We start from the raw sequence: 17,191 nt of genomic DNA, 5'->3' as shown, positions 1-17,191 counted from the left end.
CGGGGCATGTCCGAAGCGGGACATGTCCGAGGCGGGGCATATCCGAAGGGAAAGTGACCAAGGGTGGCCTGATCGGGTCACACCCCCTTCCCGCAGCACGCCGGGTGCGGGACGCTCGCATGTGGCGGCACCCTTACGAGGAGGCATCAAGTGGTCGACGCGGATCAGACATTCGTCATCGTCGGAGGCGGTCTCGCCGGCGCCAAGGCGGCCGAGACGCTCCGGGCGGAGGGCTTCACCGGCCGGGTGATACTGATCTGCGACGAGCGCGACCACCCCTACGAGCGGCCGCCGCTGTCCAAGGGCTATCTGCTCGGCAAGGAGGAGCGGGACAGCGTCTTCGTGCACGAGCCCGCCTGGTACGCGCGGAACGACGTCGAGCTGCACCTCGGCCAGACCGTCGACCGGATCGACCGCACCGCGCGGACCGTGCGCCTCGGCGACGCCGGCACCCTCGTCCACTACGACAAGCTGCTGCTCGCCACCGGCGCCGAGCCCCGCCGCCTCGACATCCCGGGCACGGACCTGGCGGGCGTCCACCATCTGCGCCGCCTCGCCCACGCCGAGCGGCTCAAGGGCGTCCTCACCTCGCTCGGCCGGGACAACGGGCACCTCGTGATCGCGGGCGCCGGCTGGATCGGCCTGGAGGTCGCGGCGGCGGCCCGCGAGTACGGCGCCGAGGTCACCGTGATCGAACCGGCGCAGACCCCGCTGCACGGCGTCCTCGGCCCCGAGCTGGGCAACGTGTTCGCGGAAGTGCACCGCGCCCACGGCGTCCGTTTCCACTTCGGGGCGCGACTCACCGAGATCGTCGGCCAGGACGGCGTGGTCCTCGCCGCCCGCACCGACGACGGCGAGGAGCACCCGGCGCACGCCGTCCTCGCCGCGATCGGCGCGGCACCGCGCACCGCGCTCGCCGAGGCGGCCGGCCTGGAACTGGCCGACCGGGCGCACGGCGGCGGGGTCCTGGTGGACGAGCGGCTGCGCACCTCCGACCCCGACATCCACGCGGCCGGTGACGTCGCCGCGTTCCCGCACCCCCTCTCCGACACCCGCATCCGGGTCGAGCACTGGGCCAACGCCCTGAACGGCGGCCCGGTCGCGGCCCGCGCGATGCTCGGCCAGGACGTCACCTACGACCGCGTGCCGTACTTCTTCACCGACCAGTACGACCTGGGCATGGAGTACAGCGGCTGGGCGCCGCCGGGGTCCTACGACCAGGTGGTGATCCGCGGCGACGCGGGCAAGCGGGAGTTCATCGCGTTCTGGGTCCGCGAGGGCAGGGTCCTGGCCGGGATGAACGTGAACGTGTGGGATGTCACAGACCCCATCCAGCGGCTCATCCGTTCCCGGGCCGCGGTGGACACCGAAGCCCTCGCCGACCCGCACGTACCGCTCGACGGCCTCGCCTCCTGAACCCCACGGGGACCGGCACTGTCCGACCGCCCCCGTAGAATTCACCCGTGGCAGGACGGATCAACGACGAGGACGTGAAGGCGGTACGGGACGCGGTCCCGATCGACGCCGTGGTCTCCGAGTACCTCCAGCTGCGCAACGCGGGCGGCGGCAACCTCAAGGGCCTGTGCCCGTTCCACGACGAGAAGTCGCCGTCCTTCCAGGTCAGCCCGAGCAAGGGACTCTTCCACTGCTTCGGCTGCCAGGAGGGCGGCGACACCCTCACCTTCGTGATGAAGGTGGACCACCTCTCCTTCTCGGAGGCGGTCGAGCGCCTCGCCGCCCAGGCCGGCATCACGCTGCGCTACGAGGAGGGCGGCTACAACCCCGCCCACCAGCGCGGCGAGCGCATCCGCCTGGTCGAGGCGCACAAGATCGCCGCCCAGTGGTACGCCGAGCAGCTCGCCACCGGCCCCGAGGCCGAGACCGGCCGGGTCTTCCTCGCCGAGCGCGGCTTCGACCAGGCCGCCGCCGTCCACTTCGGCGTCGGCTACAGCCCCCAGGGCTGGGACCACCTCACCCGCTACCTGCGCGGCAAGGGCTTCACGGACAAGGAACTGATCCTCTCCGGGCTGTCCCAGGAGGGCCGGCGCGGTCCCATCGACCGCTTCCGGGGCCGGCTGATGTGGCCGATCCGCGACATCGGCGGCGAGGTCGTCGGCTTCGGCGCCCGCAAGCTCTACGAGGCGGACAACGGCCCCAAGTACCTGAACACGCCCGACACGGCGATCTACAAGAAGTCCCAGGTGCTGTACGGCATCGACCTCGCCAAGCAGCACATCGCCAAGACCAGCCGGGCCGTCGTCGTCGAGGGCTACACCGACGTCATGGCCTGCCACCTGGCCGGTGTCACCACCGCCATCGCCACCTGCGGCACGGCCTTCGGCGGCGACCACATCAAGATCCTGCGCCGTCTGCTCATGGACAACGGCTCGGCGCGCGTGATCTTCACCTTCGACGGCGACGCGGCCGGCCAGAAGGCCGCGCTGCGCGCCTTCGAGGACGACCAGAAGTTCGCCGCCGAGACCTACATCGCCATCGCGCCCGACGGCATGGACCCCTGCGAGCTGCGCCTGGCCAAGGGCGACGACGCGGTCGCCGACCTGGCCGAACCGCGCACCCCGCTCTTCGAGTTCGCGCTCCGCCAGATCGTGGCCCGCTACGACCTCAACACCCCCGCCGGCCGCGCCGCCGCCCTGGACGAGGCCGCCCCGATCGTCGCCCGCATCAAGAACAGCGGCGCCCAGCACGAGGTCGCCGTCGAACTCGCCGGCATGCTCGGCATCCTCGACACCCAGTTCGTGGTCAAGCGGGTCGCCCAGCTGGCCCGCTGGGCCCGCGAGCGCGGCGGCGGCCGGGGCGGCCCGCAGCAGCAGTCCCGCGGCCCCCAGCAGCCGTGGGAGACCGGCCCCCGCGCCGCGGCCCCGTCCGGACCGGCCCTCACCCTGCGCAATCCCGTGCACGCCGCCGAACGCGAACTCCTCAAGCTCGCCCTCCAGCGGCCCGAACTCGTCTCCCCGGCGTTCGACGCGTACGGCGCCGACGAGTTCACCGCCCCGCCCTACACGGCCGTGCACCGGGCGATCGCCGAGGCGGGCGGCGCCGAGTACGGCGTCCAGGACGCGCAGGAGTACCTGATCCGGGTCCGCGAGGCCGCGCCCGACGACGCCGTCCGCGCGATGGTCACCGAACTGGCCGTCGAGCCGATCCTGCGCCGCACCGTCGACGAGACGTACGCGGGCACGGTCCTGGTGCAGATCCGCCGCCGCGCCGTGGAGCGCCGCGTCCGCGACATCCAGTCCCAGCTGACCCGGCTGTCCACCGGTGGCGACCCCGCCGAGCTGGCCGCCGTGCAGAACGAGATGTGGGTCCTCCAGCAGTACGACCAGGCCCTTCGGGAGCGGGGAGCGGAGGCGCTCTAGCGCTCCGGGCGCCCGGTCTGCCCGCCACGATCACCAGTGGGTCACGGACCGGACGCAAAAAGTCACCGCACGCCCCTCGTGGCGGGGATGTGTCGTACTCCACACTGGGTGCGGTGCCCGAGTCCTCCGCTCCCGAAGTGCCGCTGCCGGACCGCTGAGCAGCGATCATCCTGGAGGTCGCCCCCGTGCAGACCCAGACCCTCACCGAGACCGACGGCAGTACCAGCGCCACCAGCACGTCCGCGGACGAGTCGGACGCGGAGCCGGACGTCCTCGTGGCCGTGCCGCCCCAGGGCCGAGCCCCCCAGCACCCGGAGGGGGCGTCCGCCGAGCCGGCGGAGCCGCCCGCCGAAGCGCTCACGGAAGAAGCCGCCGAAGCCGCGGAGAGCGAGGAACCCGAGGGCCCCGGGGAACTCGACGACACCGCCGGGCGCGCCGCGGCACGGCTCGCCGCCCGCGCCGAGACCGGCGGCCCCTCCGCCGACCTGTTCCGCCAGTACCTGCGCGAGATCGGCCGCATCCCGCTGCTCACCGCGGCCGAGGAGGTCGAACTCGCCCGCCGGGTCGAGGCCGGGCTGTTCGCCGAGGAGAAGCTCGGCAGCACCCCCGACCTGGACAGCAGACTCGCGCACGACCTGGACCGGCTCGTCGTCATGGGCAGGATGGCCAAGCGCCGCCTCATCGAGGCCAACCTGCGGCTCGTGGTCTCCGTCGCCAAGCGCTACGTCGGTCGCGGGCTGACCATGCTCGACCTGGTCCAGGAGGGCAACCTCGGGCTCATCCGGGCCGTGGAGAAGTTCGACTACGCCCGCGGCTACAAGTTCTCCACCTACGCCACCTGGTGGATCCGGCAGGCCATGTCCCGCGCGCTGGCCGACCAGGCCCGCACCATCCGCGTCCCCGTGCACGTCGTGGAGCTGATCAACCGGGTCGTGCGCGTCCAGCGCCGCATGCTCCAGGAACGCGGCTACGAGCCGACGCCCGAGGAGGTCGCCGCCCACCTCGAACTGCCGCCCGAGCGGGTCGGCGAGGTGCTGCGGCTCGCCCAGGAACCGGTGTCCCTGCACGCCCCGGTCGGCGAGGAGGACGACGTGGCCCTCGGCGACCTCATCGAGGACGGCGACGCCGCGTCACCCGTCGAGTCGGCCGCGTTCCTGCTGCTCAGGGAGCATCTGGAGGCGGTCCTCTCCACCCTCGGCGAACGCGAGCGCAAGGTCGTCCAGCTCCGCTACGGCCTGGCCGACGGCCGCCCGCGCACCCTGGAGGAGATCGGCCGGCTGTTCGGCGTGACCCGGGAGCGGATTCGGCAGATCGAGTCCAAGACCCTGAACAAGCTCAGGGACCACGCCTTCGCCGACCAGCTGCGGGGCTACCTCGACTGAGTCCGGACGCACGGGGGGCCGCCCACCTCGGTGAGCGGCCCCCGGGTCCGTCCCGCCGGCCCGGCCGGTCCGATCAGTCGACCTCGGCGACCGCCTGCGCGAACTGGGCCTTGTACAGCCGCGCGTACGCCCCGTCGGCCTCCAGCAGGTCCGTGTGCGCGCCCTGTTCGACGATGGAACCGTTCTCCATCACCAGGATGGTGTCGGCGTCCCGGATCGTGGAGAGACGGTGCGCGATGACGAACGAGGTCCGCCCGTCGGCGAGTTTGGCCATCGCCTTCTGGATCAGCACCTCGGTGCGGGTGTCGACGGAGCTGGTCGCCTCGTCCAGCACCAGGATCGTCGGATCGGACAGGAACGCCCGCGCGATGGTGATGAGCTGCTTCTCACCGGCGCTGACCCCCGTGCCCTCGTCGTCGATCACGGTGTCGTAGCCGTCGGGGAGGGTGCGGATGAACCGGTCCGCGTGGGCCGCCCGCGCCGCCTCCTCGATCTCGCCCGGGGTGACCTCGCGCGAGGCGCCGTAGGCGATGTTCTCCGCGATGGTGCCGCCGAACAGCCAGGTGTCCTGGAGCACCATGCCGATCCCGGAGCGCAGGTCGTCCCGGGACATCCGGCGGATGTCCACGCCGTCCAGCAGGATGCTCCCGCCGGAGACGTCGTAGAACCGCATCAGCAGGTTGACCAGCGTGGTCTTGCCCGCACCGGTCGGCCCGACGATCGCCACCGTCTGGCCCGGCTCCACGGTCAGCGACAGGTCCTCGATCAGCGGCTTCTCGGGCTCGTAGCGGAACGACACGTGCTCCAGGACCACCCGGCCGCGCAGCTCGGCCGGCCGCTTGCCCGGCACCGGGTCCGCCTCCTGCTCCTCCGCGTCCAGGAGTTCGAAGATCCGCTCGGCCGAGGCGACACCCGACTGCACCAGGTTCGCCATCGACGCGACCTGGGTCAGCGGCATCGAGAACTGCCGCGAGTACTGGATGAAGGCCTGCACGTCACCGATGGACAGCGCGCCCGACGCGACCCTGAGGCCACCGACGACCGCCACCAGCACGTAGTTCAGGTTCGACACGAACATCATCAGCGGCTGCATGACCCCGCTGTTGAACTGCGCCCTGAAGGAGGCCTCGTACAGCGCCTCGTTCTGCTCGGCGAACTGCTTCGCCGACTCCTCCTGCCGCCCGAACACCTTCACCAGGGTGTGCCCGGTGTACATCTCCTCGACGTGCGCGTTCAGCTTGCCCGTGGAGCGCCACTGCTGCACGAAGTGCGGCTGCGACCGCTTGCCGACCCGGGTGGCGACCACGAACGACAGCGGCACGGTCACCAGTGCGACCAGCGCCAGGATCCAGGAGACCCAGAACATCATCACGAGCACGCCGATGATGGTCAGCAGCGAGTTGATGAGCTGCCCCATCGACTGCTGGAGCGTCTGCCCGATGTTGTCGATGTCGTTGGTCGCACGGGACAGCACCTCACCGCGCTGGCGCTTGTCGAAGTACGACAGCGGCAGCCGCGACAGCTTCGTCTGCACGGACTCGCGCAGACGGTACATCGTGCGGTTGACCGCACGGTTCACCAGCCGGGTGGCGACCGCCATCAGCAGACCGGCGACCAGGAACGTGCCGAGCGCGAGCAGCAGCACATGGCCGACGGCCGTGAAGTCGATGCCCTGGCCGGGGGTGAAGTCGGTGCTCTTGAGCATGTCCGCGATCCGGCCCTGGCCGTGGTCGCGCATCGACCGGAGCACCTGCTCCTTGGTGGCCCCGGCGGGCATCCGGCGGCCGATGATGCCGGCGAACACCAGGTCGGTGGCCCGCCCCAGGATCTTGGGGCCGATCACGCTGAGCCCCACGCTGACCACCACGCACGCCAGCAGGGCGTAGATGGTGACCCGTTCGGGCCTGAACTGGGCGACGAGCCGTCTGCCCGACCCCTTGAAGTCCATCGAGCGCTGGTCGGGGCCGCCCCCGGCCATCATGCGTCCCATGGGCCCGGCCATCAGGCGGCCTCCGCTTCCGTGAGCTGGGAGAGCACGATCTCCCGATAGGTCTCGTTGCCCGCCATCAGCTCGTGGTGCCGGCCGGAGCCGACCACCCGGCCCTCGTCGAGCACGACGATCCGGTCCGCGTCCCGGATGGTCGCCACCCGCTGGGCGACGATGACGACGGTCGCCTCGGCGGTCTCCCGGGCCAGCGCGGCGCGCAGGGCCGCGTCGGTGGCGTAGTCGAGCGCGGAGAAGGAGTCGTCGAACAGGTAGATCTCCGGGCGCTGCACCAGCGTGCGGGCGATGGCGAGCCGCTGGCGCTGACCGCCCGAGACGTTCGTGCCGCCCTGGGCGATCGGCGCGTCCAGACCGCCCTCCAGCTTCGTCACGAAGTCCTTGGCCTGCGCGACCTCCAGCGCGTGCCACAGGTCCTCGTCGGTGGCGTCCGGATTGCCGTAGCGCAGGTTGGTGGCGACCGTGCCCGCGAACAGGTACGGCTTCTGCGGCACCAGGCCGACCGTCTTCGCCAGGAGCCCGGGGTCGACCTGCTGGACGTCCACGCCGTCCACCAGTACCTCGCCCTCGGTGGCGTCGAACAGCCGGGGGACCAGCCCCAGCAGCGTGGACTTGCCACTGCCGGTCGAGCCGATGACGGCGGTCGTCTCGCCCGGCCGGGCCACCAGGGCGATCGACTTCAGCACCGGCTCCTCGGCACCCGGATAGCGGAAGCCCGCGCCCCGGATCTCCAGGTGCCCGTGCCGGCGCAGCTCGGTGACCGGCGCGAGCGGCGGCACCACGCTGGAGTCGGTGCCCAGGACCTCCTCGATGCGCTCGGCGCAGACCTCCGCGCGCGGCACCATCATGAACATGAATGTGGCCATCATCACAGACATGACAATCTGCATCAGATAGGCGAGGAACGCGGTCAGGTCGCCGATCGCCATCCCGCCGCTGTCGATCCGGTGGGCGCCGAACCACACCACCGCGATCGACGACACGTTCACCACCGTCATGACGATCGGGAACATCAGCGCGAGCATCCGGCCGGTGGCCAGCTGCATGTCGGTCAGCTCGCCGTTCGCCTTCCCGAACCGGCCCTTCTCGTACTCGTCCCGGATGAAGGCACGGATCACCCGGTTGCCGGTGATCTGCTCGCGCAGCACCCGGTTCACCGTGTCCAGGCGGACCTGCATGGACCGGAACAGCGGCCGCAGCCTGCGCACGATCAGGGTCACGGAGATGCCGAGCACCGGTACCACGGCCACGAGCACCGCGGACAGCGGCACGTCCAGGCCGAGCGCCAGCACGATCCCGCCGACGCACATGATGGGCGCCGAGACCATCAGGGTGAACGTCATCAGGGCCAGCATCTGGACCTGCTGCACGTCGTTGGTGGTCCGGGTGATGAGCGAAGGCGCCCCGAAGTGACCCACCTCACGCGCGGAGAAGGACTGCACCCGGTCGAAGACGGCTCCGCGCACGTCCCGGCCGAGCGCGGCGGCGGTCCGGGCGCCGAAGTAGACGGCGCCCATGTTGCAGACGACCTGGGCCAGCGAGATGCCGATCATGAGGGCGCCGAAGGACAGGATGTAGTCCGTGTCCCCCTTCACGACACCGTTGTCGATGATGTCGGCGTTGAGCGTGGGCAGGTAGAGGGTGGCGCAGGTCTGCAGGAACTGCAGCAGCACCAGGAAGGCAATGGGTTTCCTGTAGGGCCTGAGATAGGTCCGCAGAAGTCGTATGAGCACGCTACGTCTCTCGGAGTCGGCGATGGGGGCGGGCCGGTGTGCCCTTCGCCCCTATCGTCGGGCACTCCACCCGCGTTACCTCAACCGATTAACCCATCGGCGTACTTCTGCGGCGCCGGGGGTTTGGGCCGCTACGAGCGGAACGCCCCGGGGTGGGTCTGCTCCCGTACCGACACGAACTGCTGCCGCACCGCCTGGCCCACCGCCAGGTCGTCGCCCGGCTCCAGGACCTGCGCGGCCGCTCCCTGCCAGGCGGGCGGGTTGCGGGGATCGAGCACGCCCTGCGACACGCCGAGCGCCCAGGCGGCCTGCCGGGCCGCGCCGATCGCCGCGTAGTCGGCCGGCTGCGGTACGACCACCTGCGCGCCGAACAGCGAGGGCGCCGCGGCCTGTACCGCGGGCAGCTCGGCGGCCTGGCCGAGCAGGAAGATCCGCCGCACCTCCACGCCCCGCCCGCGCAGCACGTCCAGCGCGTCGGCGAGCCCGCACAGCATGCCCTCGAACGCGGCCCGCGCCAGGTGCTCGGCCTTCATCGACTCGCGCCGCAGCCCCGCGAGCGTGCCCGCGGTGTGCGGCAGGTGCGGGGTCCGCTCGCCCTCCAGGTAGGGGAGCAGGACCAGCCCGTGCGACCCCGGCGTGGACTTCATTGCCAGGTCGGACAGGCTCTCCAGATCCGGCAGCCCGAGGAGTTCGGCGGTGCCGCGCAGGGCCCGCACCGCGTTCAGTGTGGTGACGACGGGCAGGTGCATGCCGGTGGCGTCGGCGAGGGAGGTGATCATCCCGGTCTGGTCGGCGAGCGCCTCGGGATGCACGGCCATCACGGACCCGGACGCGCCGAGCGAGACGACCGCGTCACCGAGCCCGATCCCCAGCCCGAACGCGGCGGCCATGGTCTCCCCGGTGCCCGCCGAGATCAGCAGGCCCTCCGGGGTGGTGCCGGCCGCGTCCGACGGGCCGATCACCTCGGGGAGCATCGCCTGGTGGCCCAGCGCCAGCTCGACCAGGTCGGGCCGGTAGGCGCCGGTGGCGGCGGACCAGTAGCCGGTGCCGGAGGCCCCGCCGCGGTCGGTGGTCCGGCGCACCGGCCGTCCGAGGAGCTGCCACACCAGCCAGTCGTGGGCCTGGAGCAGGGCGGCCGTGCGGCGGGCGTTCTCGGGCTCGTTCTTCGCGAGCCAGCGCAGCTTGGTCACCGGCCGCGCGGCCTGCGGCACGCATCCCACGGCCTGCGCCCAGGCCTCCCGGCCGCCCAACGCGTCGACGAGGTCGGCGGCGGCGACCTGCGCCCGCTTGTCCCCGCCGGTGATCGCCGGGCGGACCGTGTTGCCCTGCGCGTCCAGCGGGATCAGCGCGTTCTGCTGCGCGGACACGCCGATGGCCTGCACGCCCTCCAGCAGTCCGCCGCCCGCGGCCTCGCCCAGGGACAGCAGCCAGGCCTGCGGGTCCACGTCGCTGGGCCGCCCCCCTTCCGGTGTGTCCACCGGATGCTGGGCGTAGCCCTGCCTGAGCACGGCTCCGGTGTCCGCGTCGCAGACGACGATGCGAGTGAAATCGGGCGAGCTGTCCAACCCGGCGACTATCCCCATGGCCAAAATTCTGCCGTACCGCGGCGCTTGCTTCGGCCGGTGGGCGCGTATCCCCGCGCCCACCGGCCCCGTGAAGCCCGCGTCCTAGGTGTTGCTGGTGCCCCAGTCGTCCTCGGGCGTGCCGTTGACGTTGCGGTCGCGCAGGGAGCGCACCCGCTGGGCCACCGACTCCGGGACCCGGTCACCGACCTTGTCGCTCACCGTGTGCAGGGCCTTGCCGGCGTAGACGCGGCCCTGCTGGGCGGCCGTCTCGGCGGTGTTGCGGACGGCCGGGTTCTGCGAGATCCGCCGAGCTGACTTCTTCAGCTGCTCGTAACGCTCGCGCCCGGCCCTCGTGCCGAGCACGTAACCGAGGGCCAGTCCGGCGACGAACGTGAGCCGGTAGCGCATGGCTGTCACCCTTCTCCTTGCGTGGGTCTGTGGTGCGGCGTCGGGGCCGAGGGATACCGATTGGCGGAGCACCCCCCTGCTTGCGCTAATGTATGTGTCGCAGCGAGCGCCCGCCCCCTGGCGAATACCCAGGTAGGTACGTTCGATGCAACGAGGCAATCCTCCGTAGCTCAATTGGCAGAGCAGCCGGCTGTTAACCGGCAGGTTACTGGTTCGAGTCCAGTCGGGGGAGCTTCGGTCCTCCGTAGCTCAATTGGCAGAGCAGCCGGCTGTTAACCGGCAGGTTACTGGTTCGAGTCCAGTCGGGGGAGCACGCTGAACGAGGACCCTTCGGGGTCCTTTTTCATGCCCGCGGGAACCGCCCTGGGCTGGGCGAAGTCTCAAGGTCAGGAAGCAGCGCGGAAGCCGACCATCCGAAGCAGGAGATCGTATGAGCGGCTATGCTGCGGCAGACGGCGCGCACACATGTACGCGACACGCCGCTATGGGGCGGTAGCTCAGCCGGTTAGAGCAGCGGACTCATAATCCGTCGGCCGTGGGTTCGAGTCCCACCCGCCCCACCCAGCAAGTACAGGCGCAGAATCGATCTGACCTGTGAGCCCGTACGCAGGGTGGTTGCCACACCGCAGGAGTGGCAACCGTTCACCCGCTCCGAGCAGCATCCGACGGACATCCGGCGGTCTCCGAAGGACACTCACCCCGATCACGGCGCCGCGCCCGGCGCCATACTGTGCGCATGGAACGCATAGGGGGCTACCTCGTCGAGCGGAAGCTCGGTGAGGGTGGGATGGGAACCGTGTTTCTCGCGCGGACGCGCGGTGGGCGTGCGGTGGCGCTGAAGGTCGCCAAGGCGGAACTGACGGCGGACCCGGTCTTCCGCGAGCGGTTCCGCAGCGAGGTGGAGGCGGCCCGCGCGGTCGGCGGCTTCCACACCGCGTCCGTGGTGGACGCGGACGTCGACGGCGACCCGCTGTGGCTGGCCACCGCCTACATCCCGGGCCCGACCCTCGCGGCCCGGCTCGCCGCCCAGGGGGCCATGGACGAGGCGCAGTTGCGGGCGCTCGCCGCCGCGCTCGCCGAGGCGCTGGAGTCCATCCACTCCTGCGGTCTGGTGCACCGCGACCTCAAGCCCGGCAACATCGTCATGGCCGACGACGGGCCGCGCGTCCTGGACTTCGGCATCGCCCGGGCCGTCGAGTCCACCCGGCTCACCGCCACCGGGACCGCCTTCGGCACGCCCGGCTTCCTCGCCCCCGAGCAGGCGCTCGGCCACGATGTCGGCGGCGCCGCCGACGTGTTCGCCCTCGGCGCCGTCCTGGTGGCCGCGGCAGGCGGCAGCGCCTGGGGCGAGGGCACGCCGATGGGGCTGATGTACCGCTCCGTGCACGAGCCGCCGGACACGTCCGCGGTACCGGCCGGGCTGGTGGACGTGGTGACGGCCTGCCTGGCGAAGGACCCCGCGGCCCGTCCGGCCCCCGCCGAACTGCTCGACCTCCTCACCGGCGAGCCGGCCGCCCCGGCCCGGCCGGACGCGCCGTCGCACCCCCCGACCCTCGCGACCGCCCCACCGGCCCCGACACCGCCACCGCATCTTCCGGCGGCCCCCGCCACACCCCCGCACCCGGCCGCTTCGTCCGCGCCCCCGGCGACTCCCTCGCACCTGGCCGCTTCGTCCGCGGCCCCGGCGACTCCCTCGCACCTGGCCGTTTCGTCCGCGGCCCCGGCGACTCCCTCGCACCTGCCCGCTTCGTCCGTGCCCCCGGCGACTCCTTCGCACCTGGCCGCGCAGGCGACGCCGCCGCACCTGGCCGCTTCGCCCGGGGCCCCGGCGACTCCCTCGCACCTGCCCGCTTCGTCCGCGGCCCCGGCGACGCCGTCACCCCAAGGCGCGCTTTCCGCGGCCGCGTCGGCACCCCCGCACCCCGCCGCCTCGCCCGACGCCCCGGGCACGCCCCCGCACCTCCCCGCTTCGCCGGGGGCCCCGGCGACACCTCCGCACCTGGCCGCGTACGCGACGCCCCCGCACCTCGCGGTGACCTCCCCGGTGCCCGGCACGCCCCCGTACCTGCCGCCCGCGCCGCCGGTCCCGCCGCAGGCCGGGTACGGGTTCGGGCCGCCGCTGCCGTACGGCGCGCCGGAGGTCGTGCTCGGGGACGGCGACGCCCGTGTCGTCGTGAACGCGGCCGGGGTGGTCCTCGAACTCGGCGGGGTCGCGGCGGACTTCGAGTGGGCGGAGATCGCCGTCGTGCGGCGGACGCCCGGCACGCGCGGCAACCGGCTCACGGTCACCGTCCAGTTGTGGGACGGCGATGTCTACGACTGCGAGCTGAACGCCCGCCGTTCGGCCCGGCTCACCGAGTGGATCGCACGGCTCGACCCCGTGCTCGGACGGTACCTCCCGCACCGGTGACGCACCGTCCGGCCCGGCCCGTCAAGCGGTTTCGCCAACAGCCGTTCACAGGTCAAGACGTGCCGCCGCATTGGCTTGGACATGCCTTGTCCTGGGCACGGACCTCCTACGGACCACCGCCGTGGGGCGGTACCGGACAGAGGAGGGCGTCATGGACCGTCGGATCCGGGTACGTGTGAGTCGTCGGCCGGCCGCCCCGCGCGGGCAGGAGATCGACCGCAGGACGCCTTCCGGGCGCATCCTGCCGTACTGACCCGTCACCGCTCGCCGCCGGACGGCGGCGCGTGGCGGGCCACCGCCTCGCGCAGTGCCGTCCGCAGCTCCTCCGGCGGCACGGGTCCGTCGGGGACGGTGCTCGCGGTGACCGCCGCGGCCACCTCGCGCAGCTTGGTGTTGGACCGCTGCGACGCCTCCCGCAGGATGTCCCAGGCCCGCTCCGGGCCGCAGCCGTGGGCGGCCATCAGGATGCCGCGCGCCTGGTCGATCACGGGGCGGGAGTCGATCGCGTGCCGCAGCTGCTCGATCTCCTCGCGCAGCTCCCGCAGCTGTTCCGCCCGTTCGAGGGCCACCGCGGAGCCGGTGCGGTCGCGGACCCCGGCCGCGAGCGCGGTGCCCAGCGGGTCGGTGACGTCCAGGCCGACCAGTTCCAGGACCCGGCGCGGCTGGCCCCACCAGCCCGAGACCGTGACCGGCAGGCCGTGCAGGCGGCCGTACTCGGCCAGCGCGTCGAGGAACTCCAGACCCGCCGTGTCCATGAAGGACACCCCGGACATGTCCAGCTCGATCCCGGTGATGCCCGCGGGGAGGGCGTCCAGGGCCGCCGACAGGGTGTCCGTACAGCCCCGGACCAGTTCCCCGCGTGCGTCCAGGAGGGCCCGGCCCTCCTCCGTCCGGCCGCCGACGACCAGTGCGTTCAGCCGTCCGCCGTGCGGTGCTCGTGCCGCTGAGGTCATGCCTCCCCCTCCGTCGGCTCCCGTGGCTCGCCCCCTCGCCTGCCCCTTGTGCCCATGGCTACACACGAAGGACCCACACGAAGGAGGTAAGAAGAGGCGAATCCGGGGCAGTCGGGTCCCGTGCAGACTGTTGATGCGCGTGACGAGGTGCGTGCCGAAGCGCGAGGGGGAGACGGGGTGGACGTGCCGGAACCCGGGGCGCCGCGGCTGGTGCCGGGGCCCGTGGTGCCGCGGCTCGACGTGGTCCCGCTGACCGGGCGGGCCGGGGTCCGGGCGGCCGGTGAGGTGAGCCTGCCGACGCACGGCGTCTGGGAGGGCGTCCTGGAGCGGGCCGTCCGCGACGGCGGGAGCGTGTACTACCTGGAGCTGTCCGCGCTGGCCTTCGTGGACGTGGCGGGCGCCGGCGCCCTCGCGGACGCCGCCCTGCGGTTCGGCACGCGGCGGCTGGTGCTGGACCGGCCGCCGCCCGCCCTGCCCCGCGTCCTGGAACTGCTGTGGCCCGGGCTGCCGGCGATCGAGGTGGCGGCGGCATGACGGTGACCGCCGAACCCTTCGTGCACCCCGCCCTCTTCTACGCGGACGCCGGGCAGTACCTCGCCGGCACCGTGCCCTTCGTCCGCGCCGCGCTGGAGGCCGGCGGGCCGGTCGCGGTCGCCGTGCCCGGCGAGAACCTGCGCCTGGTCCGGGACGCGCTGGGCGCGGACGCCGAGGCCGTACGGTTCCTGGACATGCGCGAGGCCGGCCGCAACCCCGGCCGGATCATCCCCGGCGTGCTGCGGGCCTTCGCCGACGGCCAGTCCGCCGGCCGGCGCGTGCACATCGTCGGCGAGCCGGTCTGGGCGGACCGCGACCCGGCCGAGCACCCCGCCTGCGCGCAGCACGAGGCGCTGATCAACAGCGCGTTCCGGGGGCGCGAAGTGACGATCCTGTGCCCCTACGACACCGCCCGCCTCGACGAGCGGGCGCTGGCCGACGCGTACGCCACCCACCCGCTCGTGATCCCGGCCGGCACCACCGAGCACCTCCCCAGCACCGCCTACGACCCCGAGGGAGTCGTCGCCCGCTACAACCGGCCGCTGCCGCCCGCGCCCGGCGCCGGCCCCGGTGTGCTCGCCACCGCCTTCGAGGCCGGCTCCCTGCCCGCCGTCCGGCACCTGGCCACCGAGCACGGCGCCCGGCTCGGCCTCACCGGCCTGCGGCTCGAGGACCTGACCCTGATCACCGCCGAGCTGACCACCAACAGCGTGGTGCACGGCGGCGGCAGCGGGGTGCTCACGGTGTGGGCGGAGGACGGGCACGTCCGGTGCGAGGTGCGCGACCGCGGCCGGCTGACCGACCCGCTGGCCGGGCGCCGCCCCGCCGGCCGCGACCAGCGCGGCGGCCGCGGCCTGCTGCTGGTCAACCTCGTGGCCGACCTGGTGCTCACGCACACCGGCCCGGACGGCACGACCATCCGCGCACACGTGGGCCCCTGAGCCGGTACGACCGTCCGCCCGGCGTGCTCAGGCGGCCAGCGGGTCCAGGACCAGCGGCTCGACCTGGCCCTCCAGCATGGCGCCGAGCCCCTGGACCGCGCACACGTCCGGCTGTTCGGCGATGTGCACCGGGACGCCGGTCGCCTCGCGGAGCATCTCGTCCAGGCCGGGCAGCCGGGCCGACCCGCCGACCATCATGATCCCGCGGTCCGCGAGGTCGGCCACCAGATCGGGCGGGCACTCGCGCAGCACCCTCCCGATCCCGTCGAGGACGGCCGTCAGCGGGGTGTGGATGGCGTTGCGCACGGCGGCGGTGTCGACCCGCACGCTGCGCGGGAGCCCGGTGGCCACGTCCCGGCCGTGGATCTCGGTCGAGGCCGGGCCCTGCGCGGTGAGCCCGTTGCCGGACAGGGCGATCTGCAGCGGCCGTACGGACTGGCTGGGCAGCACCAGCGCGTGGGCGTGCCGCAGGTGCTGCACGATCGCGTGGTCGACGGCCTCACCGCCCACCGGGATCCGCTGGGCGGTCACGATGGACCCCAGGGACAGCACGGCGACCTGGGTGGCGGCGGCGCCGCACACCATGATCATGGAGGCCTCGGGCCGCTCCACCGGCAGTCCGCAGCCCACGGCGGCGGCGATCAGCGTGTCCACCAGCTCCACCCGCCGCGCGCCGAGCCCGACCAGCGTCTCGATCGTCGCCCGCTGGGCCAGCGGGTCGGCGTCGTGCGGGGTGCAGGCCGCCGCACGCAGCCGGGGCCTGCGGCGCAGTGTGCGGCGCATCTTGTCGCCGATCAGGTGCCGCAGCATGCGCTGCGCCATCTCGATGTCGACCACCGTGCCGCCCGCGACCGGCCGCACCACCCTGATGTAGTCGGGCGTGCGCCCCGTCATCTGCTCCGCGAACTCGCCGACCGCGATGAGCGCGCCGTTACGGGTGTTCATGGCCGCGACCGAGGGCTGGTCCACGACGAGACCGGAGCCCTTCACGTACACCCGGGTGCGGGCCGCGCCCAGGTCGACGGCGAAGTGGCAGCGGCGCAGCTGCTCCAGACTGACGGTCACGGCGGATCCTCCCGAGTGCGCAGGCCTTGGGCGGCCGACCGGTTGGCGGGCCTCTTCCTCCTCTCGATCCTGCTGCCGGGTGAAGGGCGTGCGCCTTCTGGAGGGGGCCGGGCGGGGTGCCGCCGAACGGGGGGTTCGGGCGGCGCGTACGGTGTGTCGCGCCGCCGGAGGGCCCGCCGGGCTGTCGGCCGGGCACGGAGGGCCGCGCCGGCCGCGGGCCGGGCCGCGGTGGTCCGCCCGTCGGTGGTCCGTCCGTCAGTCGCCCGTCGCCGGGGCCGGTTCGGTCGCGGACTTCCAGCTCAGCCGGACGACGAGCTGTCCCTCCGCCGCCCCCTTGGCGATGACCGCGCCCGCCTCCGCGCTCAGCTTCACGCCGAACTCCAGTTCCACCGCGTCGGGGCGCAGGGTGCCGTCCCGGAAGACGCGCAGCGCCGAGTGGGCGGCCGCGCGCACCCCGTCCAGGGCACCCTCGAAGGTGCGGGCGGTCTGCGCCGCCGGGCCGCCCTCGCCGCGGGAGACGAGCCGCGTCCCGCCGGTGGGGTCCGTCTCCTCCACCATCACGACGGCGCCGTCGTCGGTGGTGAACTCCATCAGCCTGTTCATGGCGTCGTACGCCCCCCCGTGTCCTTGATCCACTACCGGCTCCATTGTGGCGGACGGCCGGTGCGGCTGTCCGCGGTTCCGGCCGGGCGGGGGCGCGGTGCCGGCGGGAATCCGCCAGGGCGCCTTCCCGCCATGTACGGTCAACAGCCCTGCGACACAAGGCACATGAGACTCGTCCCAGCACTCCGCGCACCAGGACGGACACCCCCGGACGAGAT

Annotated in this window: 13 protein-coding genes and 3 tRNA genes; 9 read left to right on the top strand and 7 right to left on the bottom strand. The window is 73.0% G+C overall.

All coding sequences use genetic code 11. The features are described from left to right. Positions 1-150: 150 nt before the first annotated feature. The 3 genes from B446_RS12685 to B446_RS12675 all read left to right on the top strand — a co-directional run bounded on the left by B446_RS12685 (position 151) and on the right by B446_RS12675 (position 4,759). Positions 151-1,416 (top strand): NAD(P)/FAD-dependent oxidoreductase, encoded by a 1,266-nt coding sequence (locus tag B446_RS12685; protein WP_020939838.1) that lies wholly within the window; start codon positions 151-153, stop codon positions 1,414-1,416. Positions 1,417-1,463: 47 nt separating this feature from the next. Continuing rightward, positions 1,464-3,377 (top strand): DNA primase, encoded by a 1,914-nt coding sequence (dnaG, locus tag B446_RS12680; protein WP_020939837.1) that lies wholly within the window; start codon positions 1,464-1,466, stop codon positions 3,375-3,377. Between the two features lie 164 nt (positions 3,378-3,541). After that, positions 3,542-4,759, top strand: coding sequence for an RNA polymerase sigma factor (locus tag B446_RS12675; RefSeq protein WP_234967624.1), 1,218 nt, complete (start codon positions 3,542-3,544; stop codon positions 4,757-4,759). Positions 4,760-4,832: 73 nt separating this feature from the next. Here the strand turns inward: B446_RS12675 and B446_RS12670 are convergent, their stop codons facing one another. From B446_RS12670 to B446_RS12655, 4 genes are all read right to left on the bottom strand, one after another. After that, entirely contained in the window at positions 4,833-6,761 is a 1,929-nt protein-coding gene (locus B446_RS12670) for an ABC transporter ATP-binding protein (RefSeq protein WP_020939835.1), read from the bottom strand. After that, positions 6,761-8,494 (bottom strand): ABC transporter ATP-binding protein, encoded by a 1,734-nt coding sequence (locus B446_RS12665; protein WP_020939834.1) that lies wholly within the window; start codon positions 8,492-8,494, stop codon positions 6,761-6,763. The genes B446_RS12670 and B446_RS12665 overlap by 1 nt, the downstream gene beginning before the upstream one ends. A gap of 131 nt (positions 8,495-8,625) precedes the next feature. After that, a complete protein-coding gene (locus B446_RS12660) occupies positions 8,626-10,077 on the bottom strand; it encodes a xylulokinase (RefSeq protein ID WP_043475456.1) in 1,452 nt (483 codons plus the stop codon). 84 nt (positions 10,078-10,161) lie between these two features. Continuing rightward, the gene (locus tag B446_RS12655; protein WP_133921334.1) at positions 10,162-10,476 is read right to left on the bottom strand and encodes a YtxH domain-containing protein; all 315 of its coding nucleotides are present in this window, start codon (positions 10,474-10,476) and stop codon (positions 10,162-10,164) included. Between the two features lie 150 nt (positions 10,477-10,626). Between B446_RS12655 and B446_RS12650 the strand changes: the two genes are divergently transcribed. The 4 genes from B446_RS12650 to B446_RS41125 all read left to right on the top strand — a co-directional run bounded on the left by B446_RS12650 (position 10,627) and on the right by B446_RS41125 (position 12,877). After that, positions 10,627-10,699, top strand: a tRNA-Asn gene (locus tag B446_RS12650). Positions 10,700-10,705: 6 nt separating this feature from the next. After that, positions 10,706-10,778, top strand: a tRNA-Asn gene (locus B446_RS12645). Between the two features lie 175 nt (positions 10,779-10,953). Continuing rightward, positions 10,954-11,027 (top strand) — tRNA-Ile (locus B446_RS12640). A gap of 176 nt (positions 11,028-11,203) precedes the next feature. Beyond that, positions 11,204-12,877, top strand: coding sequence for a serine/threonine-protein kinase (locus tag B446_RS41125; protein ID WP_419184152.1), 1,674 nt, complete (start codon positions 11,204-11,206; stop codon positions 12,875-12,877). Between the two features lie 257 nt (positions 12,878-13,134). Here B446_RS41125 and B446_RS12630 read toward each other — a convergent pair whose 3' ends face one another. After that, on the bottom strand, positions 13,135-13,830 hold the full coding sequence (locus B446_RS12630) for an ANTAR domain-containing protein (protein ID WP_020939830.1): 696 nt from the start codon (positions 13,828-13,830) through the stop codon (positions 13,135-13,137). 177 nt (positions 13,831-14,007) lie between these two features. Here B446_RS12630 and B446_RS12625 point away from each other — a divergent pair, with 177 nt between their 5' ends. Further along, positions 14,008-14,364 (top strand): STAS domain-containing protein, encoded by a 357-nt coding sequence (locus tag B446_RS12625; protein WP_020939829.1) that lies wholly within the window; start codon positions 14,008-14,010, stop codon positions 14,362-14,364. Continuing rightward, positions 14,361-15,305 (top strand): anti-sigma factor RsbA family regulatory protein, encoded by a 945-nt coding sequence (locus B446_RS12620; RefSeq protein WP_020939828.1) that lies wholly within the window; start codon positions 14,361-14,363, stop codon positions 15,303-15,305. The genes B446_RS12625 and B446_RS12620 overlap by 4 nt, the downstream gene beginning before the upstream one ends. A 27-nt stretch (positions 15,306-15,332) precedes the next feature. Here the strand turns inward: B446_RS12620 and B446_RS12615 are convergent, their stop codons facing one another. Next, a complete protein-coding gene (locus B446_RS12615; protein ID WP_020939827.1) occupies positions 15,333-16,370 on the bottom strand; it encodes a rod shape-determining protein in 1,038 nt (345 codons plus the stop codon). Between the two features lie 255 nt (positions 16,371-16,625). After that, a complete protein-coding gene (locus tag B446_RS12610; RefSeq protein ID WP_020939826.1) occupies positions 16,626-16,973 on the bottom strand; it encodes a CU044_2847 family protein in 348 nt (115 codons plus the stop codon). Positions 16,974-17,191 lie beyond the last annotated feature (218 nt).

The sequence above is a fragment of the Streptomyces collinus Tu 365 genome (assembly GCF_000444875.1).
Taxonomy (GTDB): domain Bacteria; phylum Actinomycetota; class Actinomycetes; order Streptomycetales; family Streptomycetaceae; genus Streptomyces; species Streptomyces collinus_A.
The sequence above is the reverse complement of the archived record's forward strand: the minus strand, read 5'-3'. Positions and strand labels throughout refer to the sequence as shown.